Origin of the sequence: Rhodococcoides navarretei (genome assembly GCF_038069675.1) — a bacterium.
Lineage (GTDB): Bacteria > Actinomycetota > Actinomycetes > Mycobacteriales > Mycobacteriaceae > Rhodococcoides > Rhodococcoides navarretei.
Map to the genome: position 1 here is coordinate 558,495 of NZ_JBBPCN010000001.1, position 17,333 is coordinate 575,827.

Here is a 17,333-nt window from a genome sequence, read left to right on the forward strand (position 1 = left end):
CGCGCGTGGCGAAGTGGAGCGAACGACTGTCCGAGCTGGGCATCGAGCTGCCCGACGTCGTCCCGCCGCTGGCGGCCTACGTCCCGGCGGTGCAGGTGGGTTCGCTCGTCCACACCTCCGGCCAACTGCCGATCGTGGACGGGAACCTGACCTCCGTGGGCAAGGTCGGCGGCGACGTCACCGCTGAGGACGCCACCGCAGCGGCTCGCATCTGCGCCCTGAACGCGCTCGCCGCCGTGCACGCGCTCGTCGGTATCGACTCGGTCGCACGCGTGATCAAGGCGGTCGGCTTCGTCGCCTCCGCTCCGGGATTCACCGGTCAGCCCGGGGTGATCAACGGGGCGTCGAACGTCATCGGTGAGATCTTCGGTGACGCAGGTAAGCACGCTCGCTCGGCCGTGGGTGTCGCCGAACTGCCCCTCGGCGCTTCGGTGGAAGTGGAGCTCATCGTCGAACTGCGGTAGTCGCCGTTCCGTGAAGGGCCGCGCAGGTCTCGTCGATCGCCGGACGCAGGATGTTCGCATAGTCGGCGTGGTCGGGGACGGTCGTCGGGCACACCGTCACACAGACGGTGACCAGATCGCCGTACCCATATACGGCGTGGCTGACGCTGCAGCCGGGCCCGAGCGCGGCCACACCCGCACACGACCGCGCTCGGGCCGAGCCGAGTGTGAGGTCGAGGCTCGTTCTGTTGACGCTGGTCACCACCGTATGAGTGTTGACGCGATCAGGTGTCCCGGTACGCGGGGCCGTGCGTCGACCGTGGCGCCCGAAGCCGAGCACCAGAGCCGCTGGATAGACCTCGGCCGATCGAGTTGCGTCGAGGTGACGGTGATCGGTCACGTGTTCGCGCTGCAGTGCCAGCGCCTCCGCGACGGCCGATGCTCGTCGGGTCGCCTCGCCGAGCTCCGGATGCAGAGTCACGGCCGCAGCCAGCGTGCGATTGACGGCCGGCCACGGCACCGACGCTGCGAGGGCGGTGGGGACCAGCGCTCGGAGGTCGTCACGGTCGGGTTCCCCGTGGGCCGCAAAGTATTCGGACAGGGCAGCCCCGACGGCGGTGAGGGCGGTGACCGTCACGGTTGCCGACCCGCCCGTCCACTGCGACTTCGGGAACTGCAACACGTGCACGGCCCTGGTCTCGTCGGGATGGGCATTGAATTTCGCGGCCTCGACAGGCGCGGGAACCACCAGCTCCCCGTCTCTCACCGCGGCCAGATACTTCTTCTGGGCACGCACCATCGGGATCTGTGACCGCGCCCAACGCAGGGGCAGCAGCACGGCACCCTTCGCGGCGTCGTAGAGAGGGCGCGCACGCGACGCCACCGGATCCGGGAGAGCCGGGTTCTCGGTTTTCTCGGTTTTCTCGGCGCGACCGAACAGGGCGCGCGCTATGTGGGTACCCACCGATCCGTCCGACAGTGCGTGACTGATCTGGACGACGACGACTGTGGCTGCTCCCCGTACTCCGTCGACTGCCGACAGTCCCCGGCCGACATGAATTTTCCACGCCCGATCTGTCGCGTCGATCGGAACGCTCGCCAGTTCTGCCACGAACGACTCGAATGTGTGCCGGCCATCGGACAGGTCGTGATCCACCAGATGGTCGCGAACGGGGTGCGGATCACGGATCCATCGCGGAAATTCCCACTGCCCCGGTGCTTCGCAGATGCGAACCCCCAGCCTCGGAACCAGCCGCGCACGATGTTCGACCTGCGCCGCCACCTGGTCGAAACTCGGGGGCTCGGTGTCCTCGGAGTCGAACGAGATCACCGTGTACTGATCCATCGAACGATGAGGAGCGGAGGCAAAATGAAACATCGCGTCCTTGACGTCCATCATTGTCATGCACTCAGGGTGCCCACTCTCGCGCTCGGTCAATCACCTTTTGTACGTGGAGTCCTCGGTGTACCGAGCATTCGTGATCGACACCCTCGTCGACCGATTCGAGGAATTCGTCCAGCAACACGGCAAAGCAGTCGGTCGACGAGGTGGATCGATCGGTGAGGGTCTCGACTCCATCGGTGCCGCTGAGTTCGATCCGCATGAGCGACGGCATGATCGGCGTCCGCAGCGACAATTGCACTGTGCTGCGGGCCCCACCTTCGTGTTCGAGCGCCACGGTCCAACTGTCCGACGCCACCTCGCGGTGCGAGTAGGCAACGCGCGCAATGGTTCCCAGCGCAGTGTCGAGTAGGTCGAACACGTGGGGCCCGATGTCGAGGATCGCCCCGTCGTCGTGCCGCCACTGCGAATTGGCGTACGCCCCGCCGAGGATCGCCCCGGAGAACCAGGTTCCCGATCCTGCTGCCCAGCTGCGTCCGGCCGCCGCGTCGAGGAATTGCCTTGTCTCCGGTGCGAATCGGAGAGTCAAGGTCACCATCGACCGCACGCCTGCTGCCGTGACGGCCGCCGCCAGTTCCTCCGCCTCGGCCACTGTGGCCGCAATCGGCTTGTCCAGCAACACATGTTTGCCTGCCTGAACTGCACGCAACGCGTACCCGGCCTGCACCGCCGGTGGTACCGCGAACGCGACCGTGTCGACTGCGTCGAGCAGGGCGTCGAACGACTCGAAGACCGGTGCCCCCATCTCGGCGGCGGCCTCGGGCCGCCGGGCCCACACTCCGGCGAAGTCGACGGCAGGATGAGCGAGCAACGAGGGGGCTTGAGTCTTGCGAGCCCAGGGGCCCGCTCCGACGAGTCCGATCTTCATGAGTGTCGACGGTAGTCCGCGTGGACAGCACGTGGGGTCGGCGACCTACAGTATTTCAATGGCCGTCTCGAACCCCCAGCATCCCGCGTACGGACTACTCCGGCAGGTGACGCCCACCGCGTCGGTTCTGCTCGCCGACAACCCGGGCAAGATGACGCTCGACGGAACGAACACCTGGATTCTGCGAGCACCGGGGTCGGATGAGTGCATCGTCGTCGATCCGGGGCCGAAGGACCGTGCCCATCTGGACGCCGTCGCCGCGTCGGGCACGGTGGTTCTGACGCTCGTGACCCATCGCCACGCCGATCACACCGGTGGGCTGAAGCGCTTTCATCGAAAGTCGTCTGCTCCGGTGCGTGCTCTCGGAGACAAGTTTCTGCACGGGGACGGCGTGAGCCTGGCCGACGGCGAGATCATCGAGGCCGCAGGACTTCGGATCGAGGTGCTGCACACGCCCGGTCACACCGCGGATTCGGTGAGTTTTGTGCTCGACGACGCAATCCTGACGGGAGATACCGTCCTCGGCCGCGGCACAACAGTGCTCGATCCGAAGGACGGCTCGCTCGCGGACTATCTGGAGTCGTTGGACCGGCTCGAAGCAGCCGGAGCGGGGAAGACCGTTCTTCCCGGGCACGGGCCGGAGTTGCCGGACACCGCCGAGGTGGCGCGAGCGTATCGCGCCCACCGTCGGCAGCGGCTGGATCAGGTTCGTGCGGCGCTCGCCGAGCTCGGCGAGAACGCGAAACCGATGCAGGTGGTACGGCACGTCTATGCGGACGTGGACAAGAAGTTGTGGCCGGCTGCGCGGATGTCGGTCAAGACGCAGCTGGCCTACCTCCGCGAGAGCTAGCGAGCTCGGCGTGCCAGACGCTCGGAGTCCGAGATCAGCACGGACTTGCCTTCGAGGCGCAGCCATCCGCGGTGTGCGAAGTCGGCCAGTGCCTTGTTGACGGTCTCACGAGAGGCACCGACGAGCTGAGCGATCTCTTCCTGCGTCAGGTCGTGGGTGACGCGCAGCGATCCCGCTTCCTGAGTGCCGAAGCGCTGAGCGAGCTGCAACAGCGCCTTCGCCACGCGTCCGGGGACGTCGGTGAAGATGAGGTCGGCCAAGTTGTTGTTGGTGCGACGCAACCGGCGAGCCAGGACGCGCAGCAGCTGCTCGGCGATCTCGGGTCGCTGGTCGATCCAGTCCTTGAGTGCAGCGCGATCCATGCTGACCGCGCGGACCTCGGTGACCGTGGTGGCCGAGGATGTGCGAGGACCGGGGTCGAAGATGGAGAGCTCGCCGAACATGTCCGACGGTCCCATGATCGTCAGGAGGTTCTCGCGGCCGTCGGGGGAGCGTCGCCCGAGCTTGATCTTGCCGGAAACGATGATGTAGAGCCGGTCTCCGGGCTCACCCTCGTTGAACACCACGTGTCCCCGGGGGAAATCGACAGGCTGCAGCTGCTTCGTCAGTGCCGCAACCGCAGAGGGTTCGACTCCTTGGAAGATGCCGGCCCGTGCCAGGACGTCGTCCACTTGCGCTCCTTTTGGGATGTCGGTGACGCGGCAACCCGCACCACCGAACGCGTTTGTTCACAGTTCGTGCCATGCACCGAACTGCGGTGCAGTTCAGGCGTCGACGTCGATCCGATGATCAAACACAACAATTACCTCAGGGGAGTCTACTTCGAGTCGGTGGAAACCGAGTGATCGACGCCACCACAGGTTGCCAGAGGTCTCGGGCGTGCGTTCCCGTTCACCCGAAATTCACCGAAATTACGACCAATGGGACCAAACGTGCGCTCAGCTGGCGCGTTGGTCGACCATGCCGTCGCGCGTGTCGACGGTCCGCGGCGGGGTCTGGCGGCGCTTGCGGGTGTTGAATCGGGCCAATGCATGCGGGAAGCCCTCGTTTGCCAGAGTGGCGACCTCGGACTTGCTCGCCTGATCGAGGAACTCCTGCACTTCCTGCTCCCGGACGCCGAGCTTGCTGAGCCGGAACTCGACGCGTTCCATCGCGAGTGCGAAGAGCATGAGTAGTACCGGAAAGAGCACCACGGCGAGTCCTTGCATACCGGCCAGTTAACACCGAAAAGGTCTCGATACAAACACAGCTCACTCCTGCCGCGAGGAACGTTACGCATTCTTGTCCGTACAGTTGGGGAGTGGATTCGACAGCTCCGAAACGCCCCGACGTGCGCAAACGCGAGGAGACTCACCTCGGGCTCGTGCGCCGGGCCAGGCGGATGAACCGGACGCTGAACACTGCCTTCCCGCACGTGTACTGCGAATTGGACTTCACCACGCCCCTCGAACTCGCCGTTGCGACCATCCTGTCCGCGCAGTGCACCGACAAGCGCGTCAACATGGTCACCCCGGCATTGTTCGTGAAATACCGCACAGCCCGCGATTACGCCGAGGCGGATCGAGTGGAGCTCGAGGAGTACATCCGCACCACGGGCTTCTACCGCAACAAAGCGAACTCGCTGATCGGACTCGGGCAGAAGCTGCTGGAGAACTACGACGGTGAGGTGCCCGCGACGTTGAAGGACCTCGTCACGCTCCCCGGGATCGGCCGCAAGACGGCCAACGTGGTTCTCGGTAATGCCTTCGATGTTCCGGGAATCACCGTCGACACGCACTTCGGACGGCTCGTCCGGCGTTGGCAGTGGACCGAGGAGGAGGACCCGGTCAAGGTCGAGCACGCCGTCGGCGCACTCATCGAACGCAAGGAGTGGACGCTGCTCTCGCATCGAGTCATCTTTCACGGCCGACGCGTCTGCCACGCTCGTAGACCCGCATGTGGGGTGTGCGTCCTCGCCAGGGACTGCCCCTCCTTCGGGGCCGGTCCGACCGACCCCGCCGCCGCGGCCGCGCTGGTGAAGGGCCCGGAAACCGATCACCTCCTCGCTCTCGCCGGAATCGTGCCGTGAACAAGTCTGCTCTGCGGTGGTCACTGGTTGCGCTGATCCTGGTGGTCGGGATGGTCTACGCGCTGTGGCCTCGCAACGACGCCGCACCCACCGCGCAGCCCATGGACGCACCGGGCCTCGGTCAGCGTGCGCCGTCCACGGACGAGCGCCGGGCCGCCGACACCCCCGAAGCTCTCGCACCGCTGCGGCGCGACGCCGGCCTCGCCGCCTGCCCGGCGGCATCGGGTGCTGCGGCCGGCCCGCTGACGGGCATCACACTCGAATGCATCGGCGACGGTTCGTATGTCGACCTCGGCCAGGCGCTCGCCGGCCGACCCGCCTTGCTCAACATCTGGGCGTACTGGTGCGGGCCGTGCGCCGAAGAGCTGCCCTACCTGCAGCAATATGCCGAACGAGCGGGCGAGAAGATCGAGGTCTTGACGGTCCACAACGACGCCAACGAGGCCAACGGTCTGACGCGGCTCACCGACTACGGCATCACTCTGCCCGGAGTCCAGGACGGCGCAGGCCGCGTCGTCGCCGCCGTGGGAGCACCGAACGTGCTGCCCGTTTCCGTTTTGATATCTGCAGATGGCACTGTCGCCAAGGTGCTGCCACAACCTTTCCGTAGCGTCGACGACATCGCCGACGCCGTGCGGGTGAACCTCGGGATCGATTCGTGAGTGCACCCGATTGGCTCGGGCGCATGCTCGACGTCGCAGGCAGGGCGGGCGGGCTGACCGACACCACCGGCATCAACCCAGTGCTGCAACGACAGGCGCAGCCGGCCGACCGTCCTCGGTCCGCTGCCGTGCTGGTGTTGTTCGGCGGCCCGGCCGTCGCCGATCCCGCTGCACCAGGCGGCCTGCCTGCCGATGCCGATGTACTGCTGACTCAGCGTGCGTCGACGCTGAGAGATCACAGCGGGCAGATCGCCTTCCCCGGTGGAGCGACCGACCCGGGCGACGACGGTCCGATCGGCACCGCTCTGCGCGAGGCGCAAGAGGAAACCGGACTCGACCCGGCGGGCGTCGTGCCACTGGCGACGATGCCCGGCATCTACGTTCCGCCGTCGCGCTTCGACGTGGTTCCGGTGCTCTCGTACTGGGAGCGGCCGACCCCGGTGCGCGTCGTCGATCCCGGTGAGACCGAGCGAGTGGTTCGAGTTCCGTTGCGCGAGTTGCTCGATCCGAACAACCGATTTCAGGTGCGACACCCCGCCGGCTACCAGGGTCCGGCGTTCGCTGTGCAGGGAATGCTGGTGTGGGGCTTCACGGGCGGTATCCTGGCGGGTCTGCTGGCTGTGTCGGGCTGGGAGCCCGAGTGGGACACGGGGGACATACGCGATCTGGAGGCCAGCTTGACTGCGGTAGGAGCGAGGCTCGATCGGTGACAGGTTCAGGGTGGGTCGATATCGCGGTGCTTGCCATCGCACTGCTGGCGGCAACGTCGGGATGGCGGCAGGGGGCGGTGGCGTCGGCGCTGGCGTTCCTCGGCGTCGTCCTCGGTGCCGTTGCCGGAATTCTGGTGGCACCGCACGTGCTCGAACATGTCGACGGTTCGCGAACACGGGTGTTCGTCGGTATCGCCCTGATCGTGGTGCTGGTGATCGTCGGTGAAGTTGCCGGAATGGTCCTCGGACGGGCACTGCGCAGCGGAATTCATTCGCGTGCAGCGCGATCCGTCGACAGCACCATCGGTGCCGGGTTGCAGGCCGTCGCGGTCCTCGCCGCCGCGTGGCTGCTCGCCATACCGCTGACGTCGTCCTCTCAGCCCGAGGTCGCCAGCGCGGTCCGAGGGTCGACGGTTCTGGGACAGGTCGACGAAGTGGCACCCGATTGGCTGCGGCAGGTACCCGAGGAATTCTCGGCGCTGCTCGACACCTCCGGGCTCCCGGACGTCATCGGACCGTTCGGTCGCACCCCGGTCGCCGAGGTCGCCGCACCCGATTCCGGTATCGCCGCTGGGCCGATTCCTGTGCAACTGCAATCGAGCGTCATCAAGATCAACGGCATCGCGCCCAGCTGCCAGAAGGCGCTGGAGGGTTCGGGATTCGTCGTCGGGTCCGATCTGGTGATGACCAACGCGCATGTCGTCGCAGGTACCTCCGAAGTGACCGTCGATTCGCCGAACGGGCCCCTGACGGCCGACGTCGTCCTGTTCGACCCCGAAGAAGACATTGCGGTGCTTCGGGTTTCGCAGCTCCAGGCCCCGGTGTTGCCGTTCGCGCCGATAACGGCCGAGTCCGGAACCGACGCCATCGTGCTCGGCTACCCCGGCGGGGGACCGTACACGGCGAGCCCGGCGCGTATCCGCGAGATCATCAACCTCAGCGGACCGGACATCTACCGCGCGGGCACCGTCCAACGTGAGGTGTACACCGTCCGCGGATCGGTGCGGCAGGGCAACTCCGGTGGACCACTGGTCAACTCGTCCGGCGAGGTACTCGGAGTCGTGTTCGGTGCCGCCGTCGACGACCCCGACACCGGATTCGTGCTGACAGCGACGGAGATCGCGGACGAACTCGCGCAGAGCTTCGCGTCGCCGGTGCCCGTCGCCACGGGCGACTGCATCGTCTAGCTCTCGCGGACGACCCGCAGGATCTCCTCGGACACCACGTCGGGCGCTTCCTGGTGCACGTAGTGGCCCACGTCCCGCACTGTTCGACGCGTCAGCCCCGGTGCCCAGTGCCGATCGCGATCGAGGGTGGTGGGTAGGACGTACGGGTCGAGGTCGCCGCTGATCTGCGCGACGGGGATCGAGGTGCGTACATCCACGGCGTCCATGAACCGGCGTCCCTCGGCACGGAACTGGCTGCGGAACGCCCACCGCTGATATTCGAGTGCGCTGTGCGCAGCACCCGGAATCCGGATGGCCGACCGCATCTTTGCCGTGGTGTCGGTGAAATCGTCTGTCCGCTGCCACTCGGCGCCGGCGCGGGTGCTCATCAGCTCCTGCACCGCAATGCCGCCTCGCCGGGTCAGCAGCCTCTCGGGGCGCAACGGAACCTGGTAGCGAACGAAGTGCGGTAGCAGTGCGGCGCGCTGCGCCGAATCCTTCAATACGGCTCGTCGCAGAGAGATGGGATGCGGGGCGTTGATCAGCACCATCGAACGCACCGAGCGGGGGTGGAGCGCAACACCGGCCCAGCAGACGAGACCGCCGTCGGCGTGGCCGACGAACGTGGCGTGCGGATAGCCAAGGGCGCGAACGAGTCCGACGATGTCGCCAGCAAGAGTCCATCCGTCGTATCCGCGTGGGGGCTTGTCGGAGTCACCGTATCCGCGCAGGTCGACGGCGATGGCGCGAACTCCCGACCTCGCGAGGGCCTCGAGTTGGTGCCGCCACGAATACCAGAAGTCGGCGAAGCCGTGCAGCAGAACCACCAGTGGTGCGTCCGGTGCGTGTTCGCCGACCTCGACGACGTGGAACCGAATCCCGTTGGCGTGGATGTCGCGATGGATCCACTGTCCCGGATAACGGACCGTGGACGGATCGGGCTGATTCATACTGCTCGATTCGCCGGGCTACTACTTCTTGTAGCCGGGAACTCCGGGGATGGAATCGTGCTGGTTCGGCAGTACCGTCGACGCCTGCTTGAGCGAGTCGATGGTCTTCTCGGGCTTGCGGAGCTTCTTCACCCTGCGGTACCCCAGGAATCCGAACAGCGCCGCAGCCAACACCATGAATGCGAACACGATGAGGAACGCGGCCCAGCGGTAGAGCCACACGTCGAGCAGCTCGGCGGCGAAGAAGAAGAAGAAGAAGGAGCTGAACAGCAACACCGTCAGCGCGATGATGAAGAAGACGCTGCCCTGCAGACCCTTCTTGACCTCACCGGTGACCTCGGCCTTGGCGAGGGCGACTTCGGCGCGCACAAGCGTCGAGACCTGAGTGGTTGCGTCCTTGACCAGGTTTCCGATGCTGGCGCTACCAGGGGTGCGGGCATCGACATCGGTCAGAGGTATCGACGAAATCGTATTCGGGACGCCGTTGCCGTATCCCTTGTCATTGCTGACGCTCAACTCTCGACCCCTTGTAATTGCTCTGCTCGGTGTTGTGCGGAAGATCGTATCGACAGTAGTGCCTGGGTAGCAGGTTAACTGTTCCGCGGAGTGCGGGCGACGCTCGCCCTTGTTTGGATGCGTACCTCGATGCCGCCGCCCGCAAACTCGAGGATCTCGAGCGATCGGGCAACGGACACGCCCGGGTCGTGAAATTCTCAGGTGTTCATCAGGTAATTTTCAGGGACCTTCCCCCTTCAGGAGCATTCGTGAGTTCAGCACACACCGTCGCCGCCGACGGTGCAATTCCCGCACCTCAGGTGCCGCGGTCACGCATCGTGATCGCCTCGATGGTCGGCACGTCCATCGAGTTCTTCGACTTCTACATCTATGCCACCGCCGCAGTGCTCGTCTTCCCGCGTCTGTTCTTCCCCGCGGGCAACGACACCACGGCGCTGCTCGCGTCGTTCGCCACCTTCGGTTTGGCATTCATCGCGCGGCCCGTCGGGTCGATTCTGTTCGGCCACTTCGGCGATCGCATCGGACGCAAGGCAACGCTCGTCGGCTCACTGCTCACGATGGGTGTCGCAACGTTCGCGATCGGACTGTTGCCGACGTACGCAGCGGTGGGTCTGTGGGCTCCGGCTCTGCTGGCGATCATGCGCTTCACCCAGGGCGTCGGTCTCGGCGGCGAGTGGAGCGGTGCAGCGTTGCTGGCCACCGAAACCGCCAAGCCGGGCAAGCGAGCGTGGGCGGCGATGTACCCGCAGTTGGGCGCACCCATCGGGTTCTTCTTCGCCAACGGCATCTTCCTGCTCATCGTCATCGCGACGGGCTACGACTCCGTCAACTCGGGCACCGACCACGCGTTCCTCACCTGGGGCTGGCGAATCCCGTTCCTGCTCAGCGCCATCATGGTCATCATCGGCCTGTACGTCCGGCTCAAGCTCGAGGAGACGCCGGTGTTCAAGCTGGCCGTCGAGCGTGGACAGAAGGTCAAGACCCCGCTGGCGCAGGTGTTCAAGACAAGCTGGCGTCAGCTGATCATCGGCACGTTCGTCATGCTCGCCACCTACACGCTGTTCTACATCATGACCACGTGGGTGGTCAGCTACGGAACGGGCAAGGTCTCCGACGTCAACGGGCCTAAGCTGGCCATTCCGTACACCGACTTCCTGGAACTGCAGCTCATCGCGGTGCTGTTCTTCGCGGCGTTGATTCCGGTGGCCGGGCTGCTGGCGGACAAGTACGGCCGTCGTCCCACGCTCATCGTCATCACGTCGGCGATCGTGCTGTTCGGTCTGTCGTTCCACTGGTTCGCCGACCCGTCCTCTGCGTCGGCGGGCAAGATGCTGGTGTTCATGTGCGTCGGCCTCGGCCTCATGGGCCTGACCTTCGGCCCGATGAGTGCCGTTCTGCCGGAACTGTTTCCGACGAACGTGCGCTACACCGGCTCGGGAATCTCGTACAACACCGCGTCGATCCTCGGTGCCGCAGTGGCTCCGTTCATCGCGACCTGGCTGGTGAGCAGCTACGGCGTCGGCTGGGTGGGCGTCTACCTCGCCATCGCTGCATCGTTGACGCTGATCTCGCTGATCATCATGAAGGAAACACGGGATCAGTCGCTCGACAGCGTGTAGAGCGGCTCCGCCGCATGTGCACGGAACTTCGTAGCCCACTACGAAGTTCCGTGCACATGCGCGAAGCGCTCACCGGCCTTTTTTGATCGCCTCGAACACCTTCGGGTCGACGAGGGTGGAAACGTCGCCGAGTTCGCGGCCCTCGGCCACGTCGCGCAGCAGGCGGCGCATGATCTTGCCCGATCGGGTCTTGGGCAGTTCGGGGACGATGGAGATCTCGCGCGGTCGGGCGATCGGTGAGATCTCCTTGGAGACCTGAGCTTTGAGTTCGGCGATCAACGCGTCGCCGGTGTTCTCCTCTCCGGCGCGCAGGATGACGAACGCGACGATGCCCTGTCCGGTGGTGTCGTCGGCGGCACCGACAACGGCGGCTTCGGCGACACTGTGGTGGGTGACCAGTGCCGATTCGACCTCGGAGGTGGAGATGCGGTGGCCGGAGACGTTCATGACGTCGTCGACGCGGCCGAGGACCCACAGGGCGCCGTCGTCGTCGTACTTGGCGCCGTCGCCGGCGAAGTACCAGCCTTCTTCGGCGTAGCGGGACCAGTAGGTGTCCTTGTAGCGGTCCATGTCGCCCCAGATGCCGCGCAGCATCGACGGCCACGGCTCGTCGAGGACGAGGTATCCGTTGCCGCCGTTGCCCAGTGGCTTGGCGTCGTCGTCGACGATCTTGGCGGAGATACCGGGCAGTGGGGCCATCGCGGAGCCGGGCTTGGTGGCGGTGACGCCGGGCAGTGGGGAGATCATGATCGCGCCGGTCTCGGTCTGCCACCAGGTGTCGACGATCGGTGCGGTGCCGCCGCCGACGACGTCGCGGAACCAGCGCCAGGCCTCGGGGTTGATGGGCTCACCGACGGATCCGAGCAGGCGGATCGAGGTCAGATCGTGTGCCTCGGGAATCTCCTTGCCCCACTTCATGAACGTGCGTACGAGGGTGGGGGAGGTGTAGTAGATCGAGACCTTGTACTTCTCGATGACGTTCCAGTGCCGGTGCTCGTCGGGCGAATTGGGTGTGCCCTCGTAGACGACCTGGGTGGCGCGGTTCGAGAGCGGGCCGTAGACGATGTAGGAGTGTCCGGTGACCCAGCCGATGTCGGCGGTGCACCAGTAGACGTCCTTACCGGCTTTGTGGTCGAAGACGTTGTGGTGGGTGTACGAGGTCTGGGTCAGGTAGCCGCCGGAGGTGTGGATGATGCCCTTGGGCTTACCCGTCGTACCGGAGGTGTACAGGATGAACAGGGGGTGCTCGGCCGGGAACGGCTGCGCCTCATGCTCTTTCGATGCCTTGGCGACGGTCTCGTGCCACCACAGGTCGCGTCCGTCGGTCCAGGCGACGTCGGAGTCGGTGCGCTTGACGACGAGGACGTTCTGGATGGAGGCGGCTCCGTCGACGGCTTCGTCGACGGTGTCCTTGATGGGGGCGGGCTTGCCGCGTCGCCATTGGCCGTCGGTGGTGATGACGAGTTTGGCTTCGGCGTCGTCGATGCGTGAGCGTAGTGCGGTGGCGGAGAAGCCGGCGAAGACGACCGAGTGGGTCAGGCCCAGGCGAGCGCAGGCGAGCATCGAGACGATGGCCTCGGGGATCATGGGCATGTAGATCGCGACGCGGTCGCCGGAGACCAGGCCGAGTTCGGTGAGGGTGTTGGCGGCTTGGCTGACGTCGGCGAGCAGATCGGCGTAGGTGACGTCGCGGCTGTCGCCGGGTTCGCCTTCCCAGTGGATGGCGACCTGGTCGCCGTGGCCGTCGATGACGTGGCGGTCGACGCAGTTGTAGGCGACGTTGAGCTCGCCGTCGGCGAACCACTTGGCCACGGGGGCGTCGGACCAATCGAGTACCTCGGTGAACGGGGTGTGCCAGTGGAGTCGGCGAGCCTGTTCGGCCCAGAAGCCGAGTCGATCCTCTTCGGCGGCGGCGTAGAGCTCGGCTCCGGCGTTCGCCTGAGCCGAGAACTCGGCCGAGGGTGCGTAGGAGGCAACCGCGGTCTCGTCGGTTCCGGAGGTACTGGTCGTCATCTCGAATAGCTCACTTTCGTCCGGTGCATTTCGCTCATGAAACTGCACTTCCGTGCCGGTCTCGAGCCCCTTGTGAGGGTAGTCACATGTGATCGCAATCGCACCGTTGCAATCGCCTGCAACCCCCTGATCTGCGGTGATCGGTAGTTTCTGCACGATGGGCGGTCATCGTGGTTCTCGGCGCGCCGCCCCGAGGACGCGGTTGTCCGAAGTGTGAGAAATCGACTTGCCGAAACGTTTCGATCATGTTTCAGGCTTACTCACGGGTCAGCAAAAACTGGGGGAGTTCACATGTTCGTTTCAGGATGTGTCTAAAGTCCATTCCATCAGATCGTTGGAACGGCCCACCTGCCGTGCCATGCGGTCGCCCACGAAACCCCGGGCGTCGCGCCCGAGGAACTGAGCACGGACGACCCCGTGTTCACATCTGGATGGAGGATTTCCTTGCGTATCAAACGTGCCGCGGTAGTCACCACGGCTGTGCTGATGAGTGCGAGCCTGCTCGCCGCCTGTGGCGGTGGGGGCTCCGGCTCCGGCGGTAGCGCCGACGGTGTCTACAGCATCTACATCGGCGAGCCCGAGAACCCGCTGATTCCCGGCAACACCACCGAGAGCGAGGGCAGCCAGGTTCTCGAGGCGCTCTTCACTCCGCTGGTCACGTTCAACGACGAGGACAACAGCGTCGAGTACAACGGCGTCGCCGAGTCCGTCGAGTCCGAGGACAACACCACCTGGACCGTCAAGCTCAAGGACGGCTGGACCTTCCACGACGGCACCCCCGTCACAGCGGAGTCCTACACCAAAGCCTGGAGCTACAACGCGTTGAGCACCAACGCTTTCGGTGCCTCCTACTTCTTCGAGAACATCGAAGGTTACGCAGACCTGCAGGGCAGCGAGACCGCCGAGCCCGTCGCGACCGAACTGAGCGGCCTGAACGTCGTCGATGACACGACCTTCACCGTCAAGCTCACCGGACCGTTCGCGATCTTCCCGCTCACGCTGGGATACACGGCATTCGACCCGCTGCCCGAGGCGTTCTATGCCGACCCCGACGCCTACGGCGCTCGCCCGATCGGTAACGGCCCGTTCAAGGCCGACGAGGACTTCGTTCCCGGACAGGGATTCACCGTCACCAAGTACGACGACTACGCGGGCGACAATGCGGCTCAGTCCGCAGGCGTCAACTTCAAGGTCTACACCGAGGTGAGCACCGGCTACAACGATGTTCAGGGCGGCGGACTCGACGTCATGCTCGACCTCCCCGAGGACGCGTGGGCCACGGCTCGCGACACGTTCGGTGAGAACTACGGTGAGCGTGCTCGTCCCGACATCACCTCTCTCGGTTTCCCCACCTACGATCCGCGCTTCCAGGATCCGAGGGTGCGCAAGGCGTTCTCGATGGCGATCGATCGCCAGGCCATCGCGACCGCGATCTTCACCGATACCCGCACTCCGGCAGGATCTTTCGCATCGCCCGTCGTCGACGGCTACCGCGAGGACGCATGTGGTGCCAACTGCGAACTCAACCCCGACGAGGCAAACCGTCTGCTCGACGAGGCCGGGTTCGACCGCAGCCAACCGGTGGACCTGTGGTTCAACGCCGGTGCGGGCCACGATTCGTGGATGACCGCGGTGGGCAACCAGTTGCGTGACAACCTGGGCGTGAACTACGCACTGCGCGGTGACCTCCAGTTCGCGCAGTACCTGCCGCTGCAGGACGCCAAGGGCATGACCGGTCCGTTCCGCTCGGGCTGGATCATGGACTACCCGTCGATCTACAACTTCCTGTCCCCGTTGTACTCGGCAGCCGCAACCCCGCCGGCCGGTAGCAACTACGTCTTCTTCAACGACCCGGCATTCGACGCCGCGTTGGCCGAGGGCAACAACGCAGAGGACATCGAATCCGCGACTGCGGATTACCAGAAGGCCGAGGACATCCTGATCGATCAGATGCCCGCGACCCCGCTGTTCTACGGCCTGAACCAGGCCGTATGGTCCGACCGCGTCTCCGACGTCAAGATCGACAATCGAGGCAACATCATCCTCGAGGACGTCGTAGTCAGCTGACGACGTACCGGTGGGTGGCAGCCAGCGTGATCGGTTGCCGCCCACCGCGTCTCGTTCAATCGTGGGTCGTATTCACCCCACGCCGGCCTGCGCCGGCAAGACCCGAGGCGCAGGTTCGTCCCTTGTTCAAGGAGAAGACACACAGTGGGTCGCTACATCACTCGCCGATTACTGCTGACGATTCCCGTCCTGATCGGCTCCTCGTTCTTGATCTTCGCGATGGTCTACGCACTGCCGGGTGATCCCATCCGCGCCCTTGCCGGAGATCGTCCCCTCGCACCCGGCGTCGTCGCCCAGCTGCGAGACGAGTTCAACCTCGACGACAATCTGTTCGTCCAATACTTCAAATACATCGCCGGCTTCTTCCAAGGCGACTTCGGAACCGACTTCTCCGGACGACCCGTCCTCGACACCATCGAGCGGGCCCTTCCGGTGACGGTCCGGTTGACCATCGTCGCCGTCGTCATCGAGACCGTCATGGGTATCGCCGCAGGCGTGCTCGCCGCCCTCAAGCGCGGATCCTTCTTCGACAACCTGGTGCTCATCTCGACGACGCTGCTCGTGTCGGTGCCGGTGTTCGTTCTCGGCTTCATCGCGCAGTTCACGCTGGGGCTCAAGCTGGGCATCTTCCCGATCTCGGGTATCAACGACGGCTGGTCCAGCTACCTGCTTCCCGGCCTGGTGCTCGCATCGCTGTCGATGGCCTACGTCGCTCGTCTCACGCGCACCTCGGTGGCCGAGTCGATGGCCGCGGACTACATCCGTACCGCGAAGTCGAAGGGAATCAGCAACCGGCGCATCATCGTTCGCCATGCGTTGCGCAACTCGCTGATTCCTGTCGTCACCTTCATCGGTGCCGATGTCGGTGGCCTGCTCGGCGGGGCCATCGTCACCGAGACGGTGTTCAACCTGCCCGGTCTCGGTCGCGCGATCTACGACGGCTTGGCCCGTCAGGAAGGTGCCGTCGTCGTCGGCATCGTGACGCTCTTCGTGTTCTTCTACATCTTCTTCAACCTCGTGGTGGACGTCCTCTACGCGGTACTCGATCCAAGGATTCGTTATGAATAAGGAAGATTCGAGCGCAGCTCAGCACACCGCCGACGAGGGCAAGCCCGGCAACGTCGTCACCGAGGAGGCCGTCGAGCTGGTCGGCCAGGCCAGCCTGTGGGGTAACGCATGGAAGTTCCTCCGTAAGAGCCCGTTCTTCATCATCGGCACGTTCCTGCTGTTGGTGCTGTTGGTCATGGCGGTGTTCCCACAACTGTTCGCCCGCGGCATCGATCCGCGAGTGTGTTCGCTGTCGGATTCACGTCTGAGTCCCAGTGCCGAACACTGGTTCGGCACCGACGTCCAGGGCTGCGACTACTACGCCAACGTCATCTACGGTGCGCGCATCTCGCTGTCCATCGGTGTGCTCTCGGTGATCGGCGTGCTGATCATCGGCGTTCTGATCGGTGCTCTCGCCGGCTACTTCGGCGGTGCGATCGACAGCATCCTGGCGCGCTTCACCGACGTGTTCTTCGGCATTCCCCTCCTGCTCGGTGCCCTGATCCTCCTCACCGTCACCGCCCAGCGCACCATCTTCACCGTGTCGTTGGCCCTGGTGGCCTTCGGCTGGATGACGGCGATGCGTCTGGTGCGATCGTCGGTGATCTCGATCAAGAACAGTGAATACGTCCAGGCGGCACAGGCATTGGGAGCGTCGACCTACCGCATTCTGGTGCGACACATCCTGCCGAACGCGCTGGCTCCGGTGATCATCTACGCCACCATCTCGGTGGGTACGTTCATCGCGGCCGAGGCGACGCTGACGTTCCTCGGAATCGGATTGCAAGCGCCCGAGATCTCCTGGGGCCTGCAGATCAACCTCGGTCAGAACGTGTTCCTGACGGCACCGCACCTGGTGCTGTTCCCGGCCGCGTTCCTCTCCGTCACGGTGCTCGCGTTCATCATGCTCGGCGACGCGCTCCGTGACGCACTCGATCCGAAACGGAACTGA

Annotated in this window: 17 protein-coding genes; 10 read left to right on the forward strand and 7 right to left on the reverse strand. The window is 65.1% G+C overall.

Annotation, left to right across the window (positions count from 1 at the left end; genetic code table 11):
* Positions 1-5 precede the first annotated feature (5 nt).
* Positions 6-464: a RidA family protein gene (locus AABD04_RS02740; protein ID WP_341440150.1), complete on the forward strand. Its 459-nt coding sequence runs from the start codon at positions 6-8 to the stop codon at positions 462-464.
* Here AABD04_RS02740 and AABD04_RS02745 read toward each other — a convergent pair.
* A complete protein-coding gene (locus tag AABD04_RS02745) occupies positions 445-1,848 on the reverse strand; it encodes a wax ester/triacylglycerol synthase domain-containing protein (RefSeq protein WP_341440151.1) in 1,404 nt (467 codons plus the stop codon). The two genes, AABD04_RS02740 and AABD04_RS02745, sit on opposite strands and share 20 nt — an antisense overlap.
* A 4-nt stretch (positions 1,849-1,852) precedes the next feature.
* Positions 1,853-2,713, reverse strand: coding sequence for a Gfo/Idh/MocA family protein (locus tag AABD04_RS02750; RefSeq protein WP_341440152.1), 861 nt, complete (start codon positions 2,711-2,713; stop codon positions 1,853-1,855).
* A 58-nt stretch (positions 2,714-2,771) separates the two neighbouring features.
* On the opposite strand from AABD04_RS02750, the gene AABD04_RS02755 reads away from it, so the two are divergent.
* Positions 2,772-3,563, forward strand: coding sequence for an MBL fold metallo-hydrolase (locus tag AABD04_RS02755; RefSeq protein WP_341440153.1), 792 nt, complete (start codon positions 2,772-2,774; stop codon positions 3,561-3,563).
* On the opposite strand, the gene AABD04_RS02760 is transcribed toward AABD04_RS02755, so the two are convergent.
* Together AABD04_RS02760 and AABD04_RS02765 are read right to left on the reverse strand one after the other, a co-directional pair.
* Positions 3,560-4,234: a Crp/Fnr family transcriptional regulator gene (locus AABD04_RS02760; RefSeq protein WP_027494494.1), complete on the reverse strand. Its 675-nt coding sequence runs from the start codon at positions 4,232-4,234 to the stop codon at positions 3,560-3,562. The genes AABD04_RS02755 and AABD04_RS02760 overlap by 4 nt on opposite strands.
* 267 nt (positions 4,235-4,501) lie before the next feature.
* The gene (locus AABD04_RS02765; protein ID WP_121872047.1) at positions 4,502-4,771 is read right to left on the reverse strand and encodes a hypothetical protein; all 270 of its coding nucleotides are present in this window, start codon (positions 4,769-4,771) and stop codon (positions 4,502-4,504) included.
* 173 nt (positions 4,772-4,944) lie between these two features.
* Here AABD04_RS02765 and nth point away from each other — a divergent pair, with 173 nt between their 5' ends.
* Genes nth through marP form a run of 4 tightly spaced genes read left to right on the forward strand, consistent with a single transcriptional unit; the run spans position 4,945 to position 8,190 of the window.
* Complete coding sequence (gene nth / locus AABD04_RS02770) at positions 4,945-5,631, forward strand: endonuclease III (RefSeq protein WP_341442939.1); 687 nt, start codon at positions 4,945-4,947, stop codon at positions 5,629-5,631.
* A gap of 50 nt (positions 5,632-5,681) precedes the next feature.
* A complete protein-coding gene (locus tag AABD04_RS02775; protein ID WP_341442940.1) occupies positions 5,682-6,293 on the forward strand; it encodes a TlpA family protein disulfide reductase in 612 nt (203 codons plus the stop codon).
* Positions 6,294-6,316: 23 nt separating this feature from the next.
* Positions 6,317-7,003 carry an NUDIX hydrolase gene (locus AABD04_RS02780; RefSeq protein ID WP_341442941.1) on the forward strand — a complete coding sequence of 229 codons (687 nt, stop codon included), beginning with the start codon at positions 6,317-6,319 and terminating at the stop codon, positions 7,001-7,003.
* Positions 7,000-8,190 (forward strand): acid resistance serine protease MarP, encoded by a 1,191-nt coding sequence (gene marP / locus AABD04_RS02785; protein WP_341440154.1) that lies wholly within the window; start codon positions 7,000-7,002, stop codon positions 8,188-8,190. Before AABD04_RS02780 ends, marP begins: the two co-directional genes overlap by 4 nt.
* Here the strand turns inward: marP and AABD04_RS02790 are convergent.
* Together AABD04_RS02790 and AABD04_RS02795 are read right to left on the reverse strand one after the other, a co-directional pair.
* Complete coding sequence (locus AABD04_RS02790) at positions 8,187-9,119, reverse strand: alpha/beta fold hydrolase (RefSeq protein WP_341440155.1); 933 nt, start codon at positions 9,117-9,119, stop codon at positions 8,187-8,189. The two genes, marP and AABD04_RS02790, sit on opposite strands and share 4 nt — an antisense overlap.
* 21 nt (positions 9,120-9,140) lie before the next feature.
* The gene (locus AABD04_RS02795) at positions 9,141-9,635 is read right to left on the reverse strand and encodes a phage holin family protein (protein WP_243597013.1); all 495 of its coding nucleotides are present in this window, start codon (positions 9,633-9,635) and stop codon (positions 9,141-9,143) included.
* Between the two features lie 248 nt (positions 9,636-9,883).
* Between AABD04_RS02795 and AABD04_RS02800 the strand changes: the two genes are divergently transcribed.
* Positions 9,884-11,254, forward strand: a complete 1,371-nt coding sequence (locus tag AABD04_RS02800; protein ID WP_341440156.1) for an MFS transporter — start codon at positions 9,884-9,886, stop codon at positions 11,252-11,254.
* A 69-nt stretch (positions 11,255-11,323) separates the two neighbouring features.
* Here AABD04_RS02800 and acs read toward each other — a convergent pair whose 3' ends face one another.
* Complete coding sequence (gene acs, locus AABD04_RS02805; protein WP_341440157.1) at positions 11,324-13,267, reverse strand: acetate--CoA ligase; 1,944 nt, start codon at positions 13,265-13,267, stop codon at positions 11,324-11,326.
* A gap of 444 nt (positions 13,268-13,711) precedes the next feature.
* Here acs and AABD04_RS02810 point away from each other — a divergent pair, with 444 nt between their 5' ends.
* The 3 genes from AABD04_RS02810 (at position 13,712) to AABD04_RS02820 (ending at position 17,333) form a co-directional block, all read left to right on the forward strand.
* Positions 13,712-15,334 (forward strand): peptide ABC transporter substrate-binding protein, encoded by a 1,623-nt coding sequence (locus AABD04_RS02810; RefSeq protein ID WP_423228111.1) that lies wholly within the window; start codon positions 13,712-13,714, stop codon positions 15,332-15,334.
* A gap of 144 nt (positions 15,335-15,478) precedes the next feature.
* Positions 15,479-16,402 carry an ABC transporter permease gene (locus AABD04_RS02815; protein ID WP_032369307.1) on the forward strand — a complete coding sequence of 308 codons (924 nt, stop codon included), beginning with the start codon at positions 15,479-15,481 and terminating at the stop codon, positions 16,400-16,402.
* On the forward strand, positions 16,395-17,333 hold the full coding sequence (locus tag AABD04_RS02820) for an ABC transporter permease (RefSeq protein WP_341440158.1): 939 nt from the start codon (positions 16,395-16,397) through the stop codon (positions 17,331-17,333). The genes AABD04_RS02815 and AABD04_RS02820 overlap by 8 nt, the downstream gene beginning before the upstream one ends.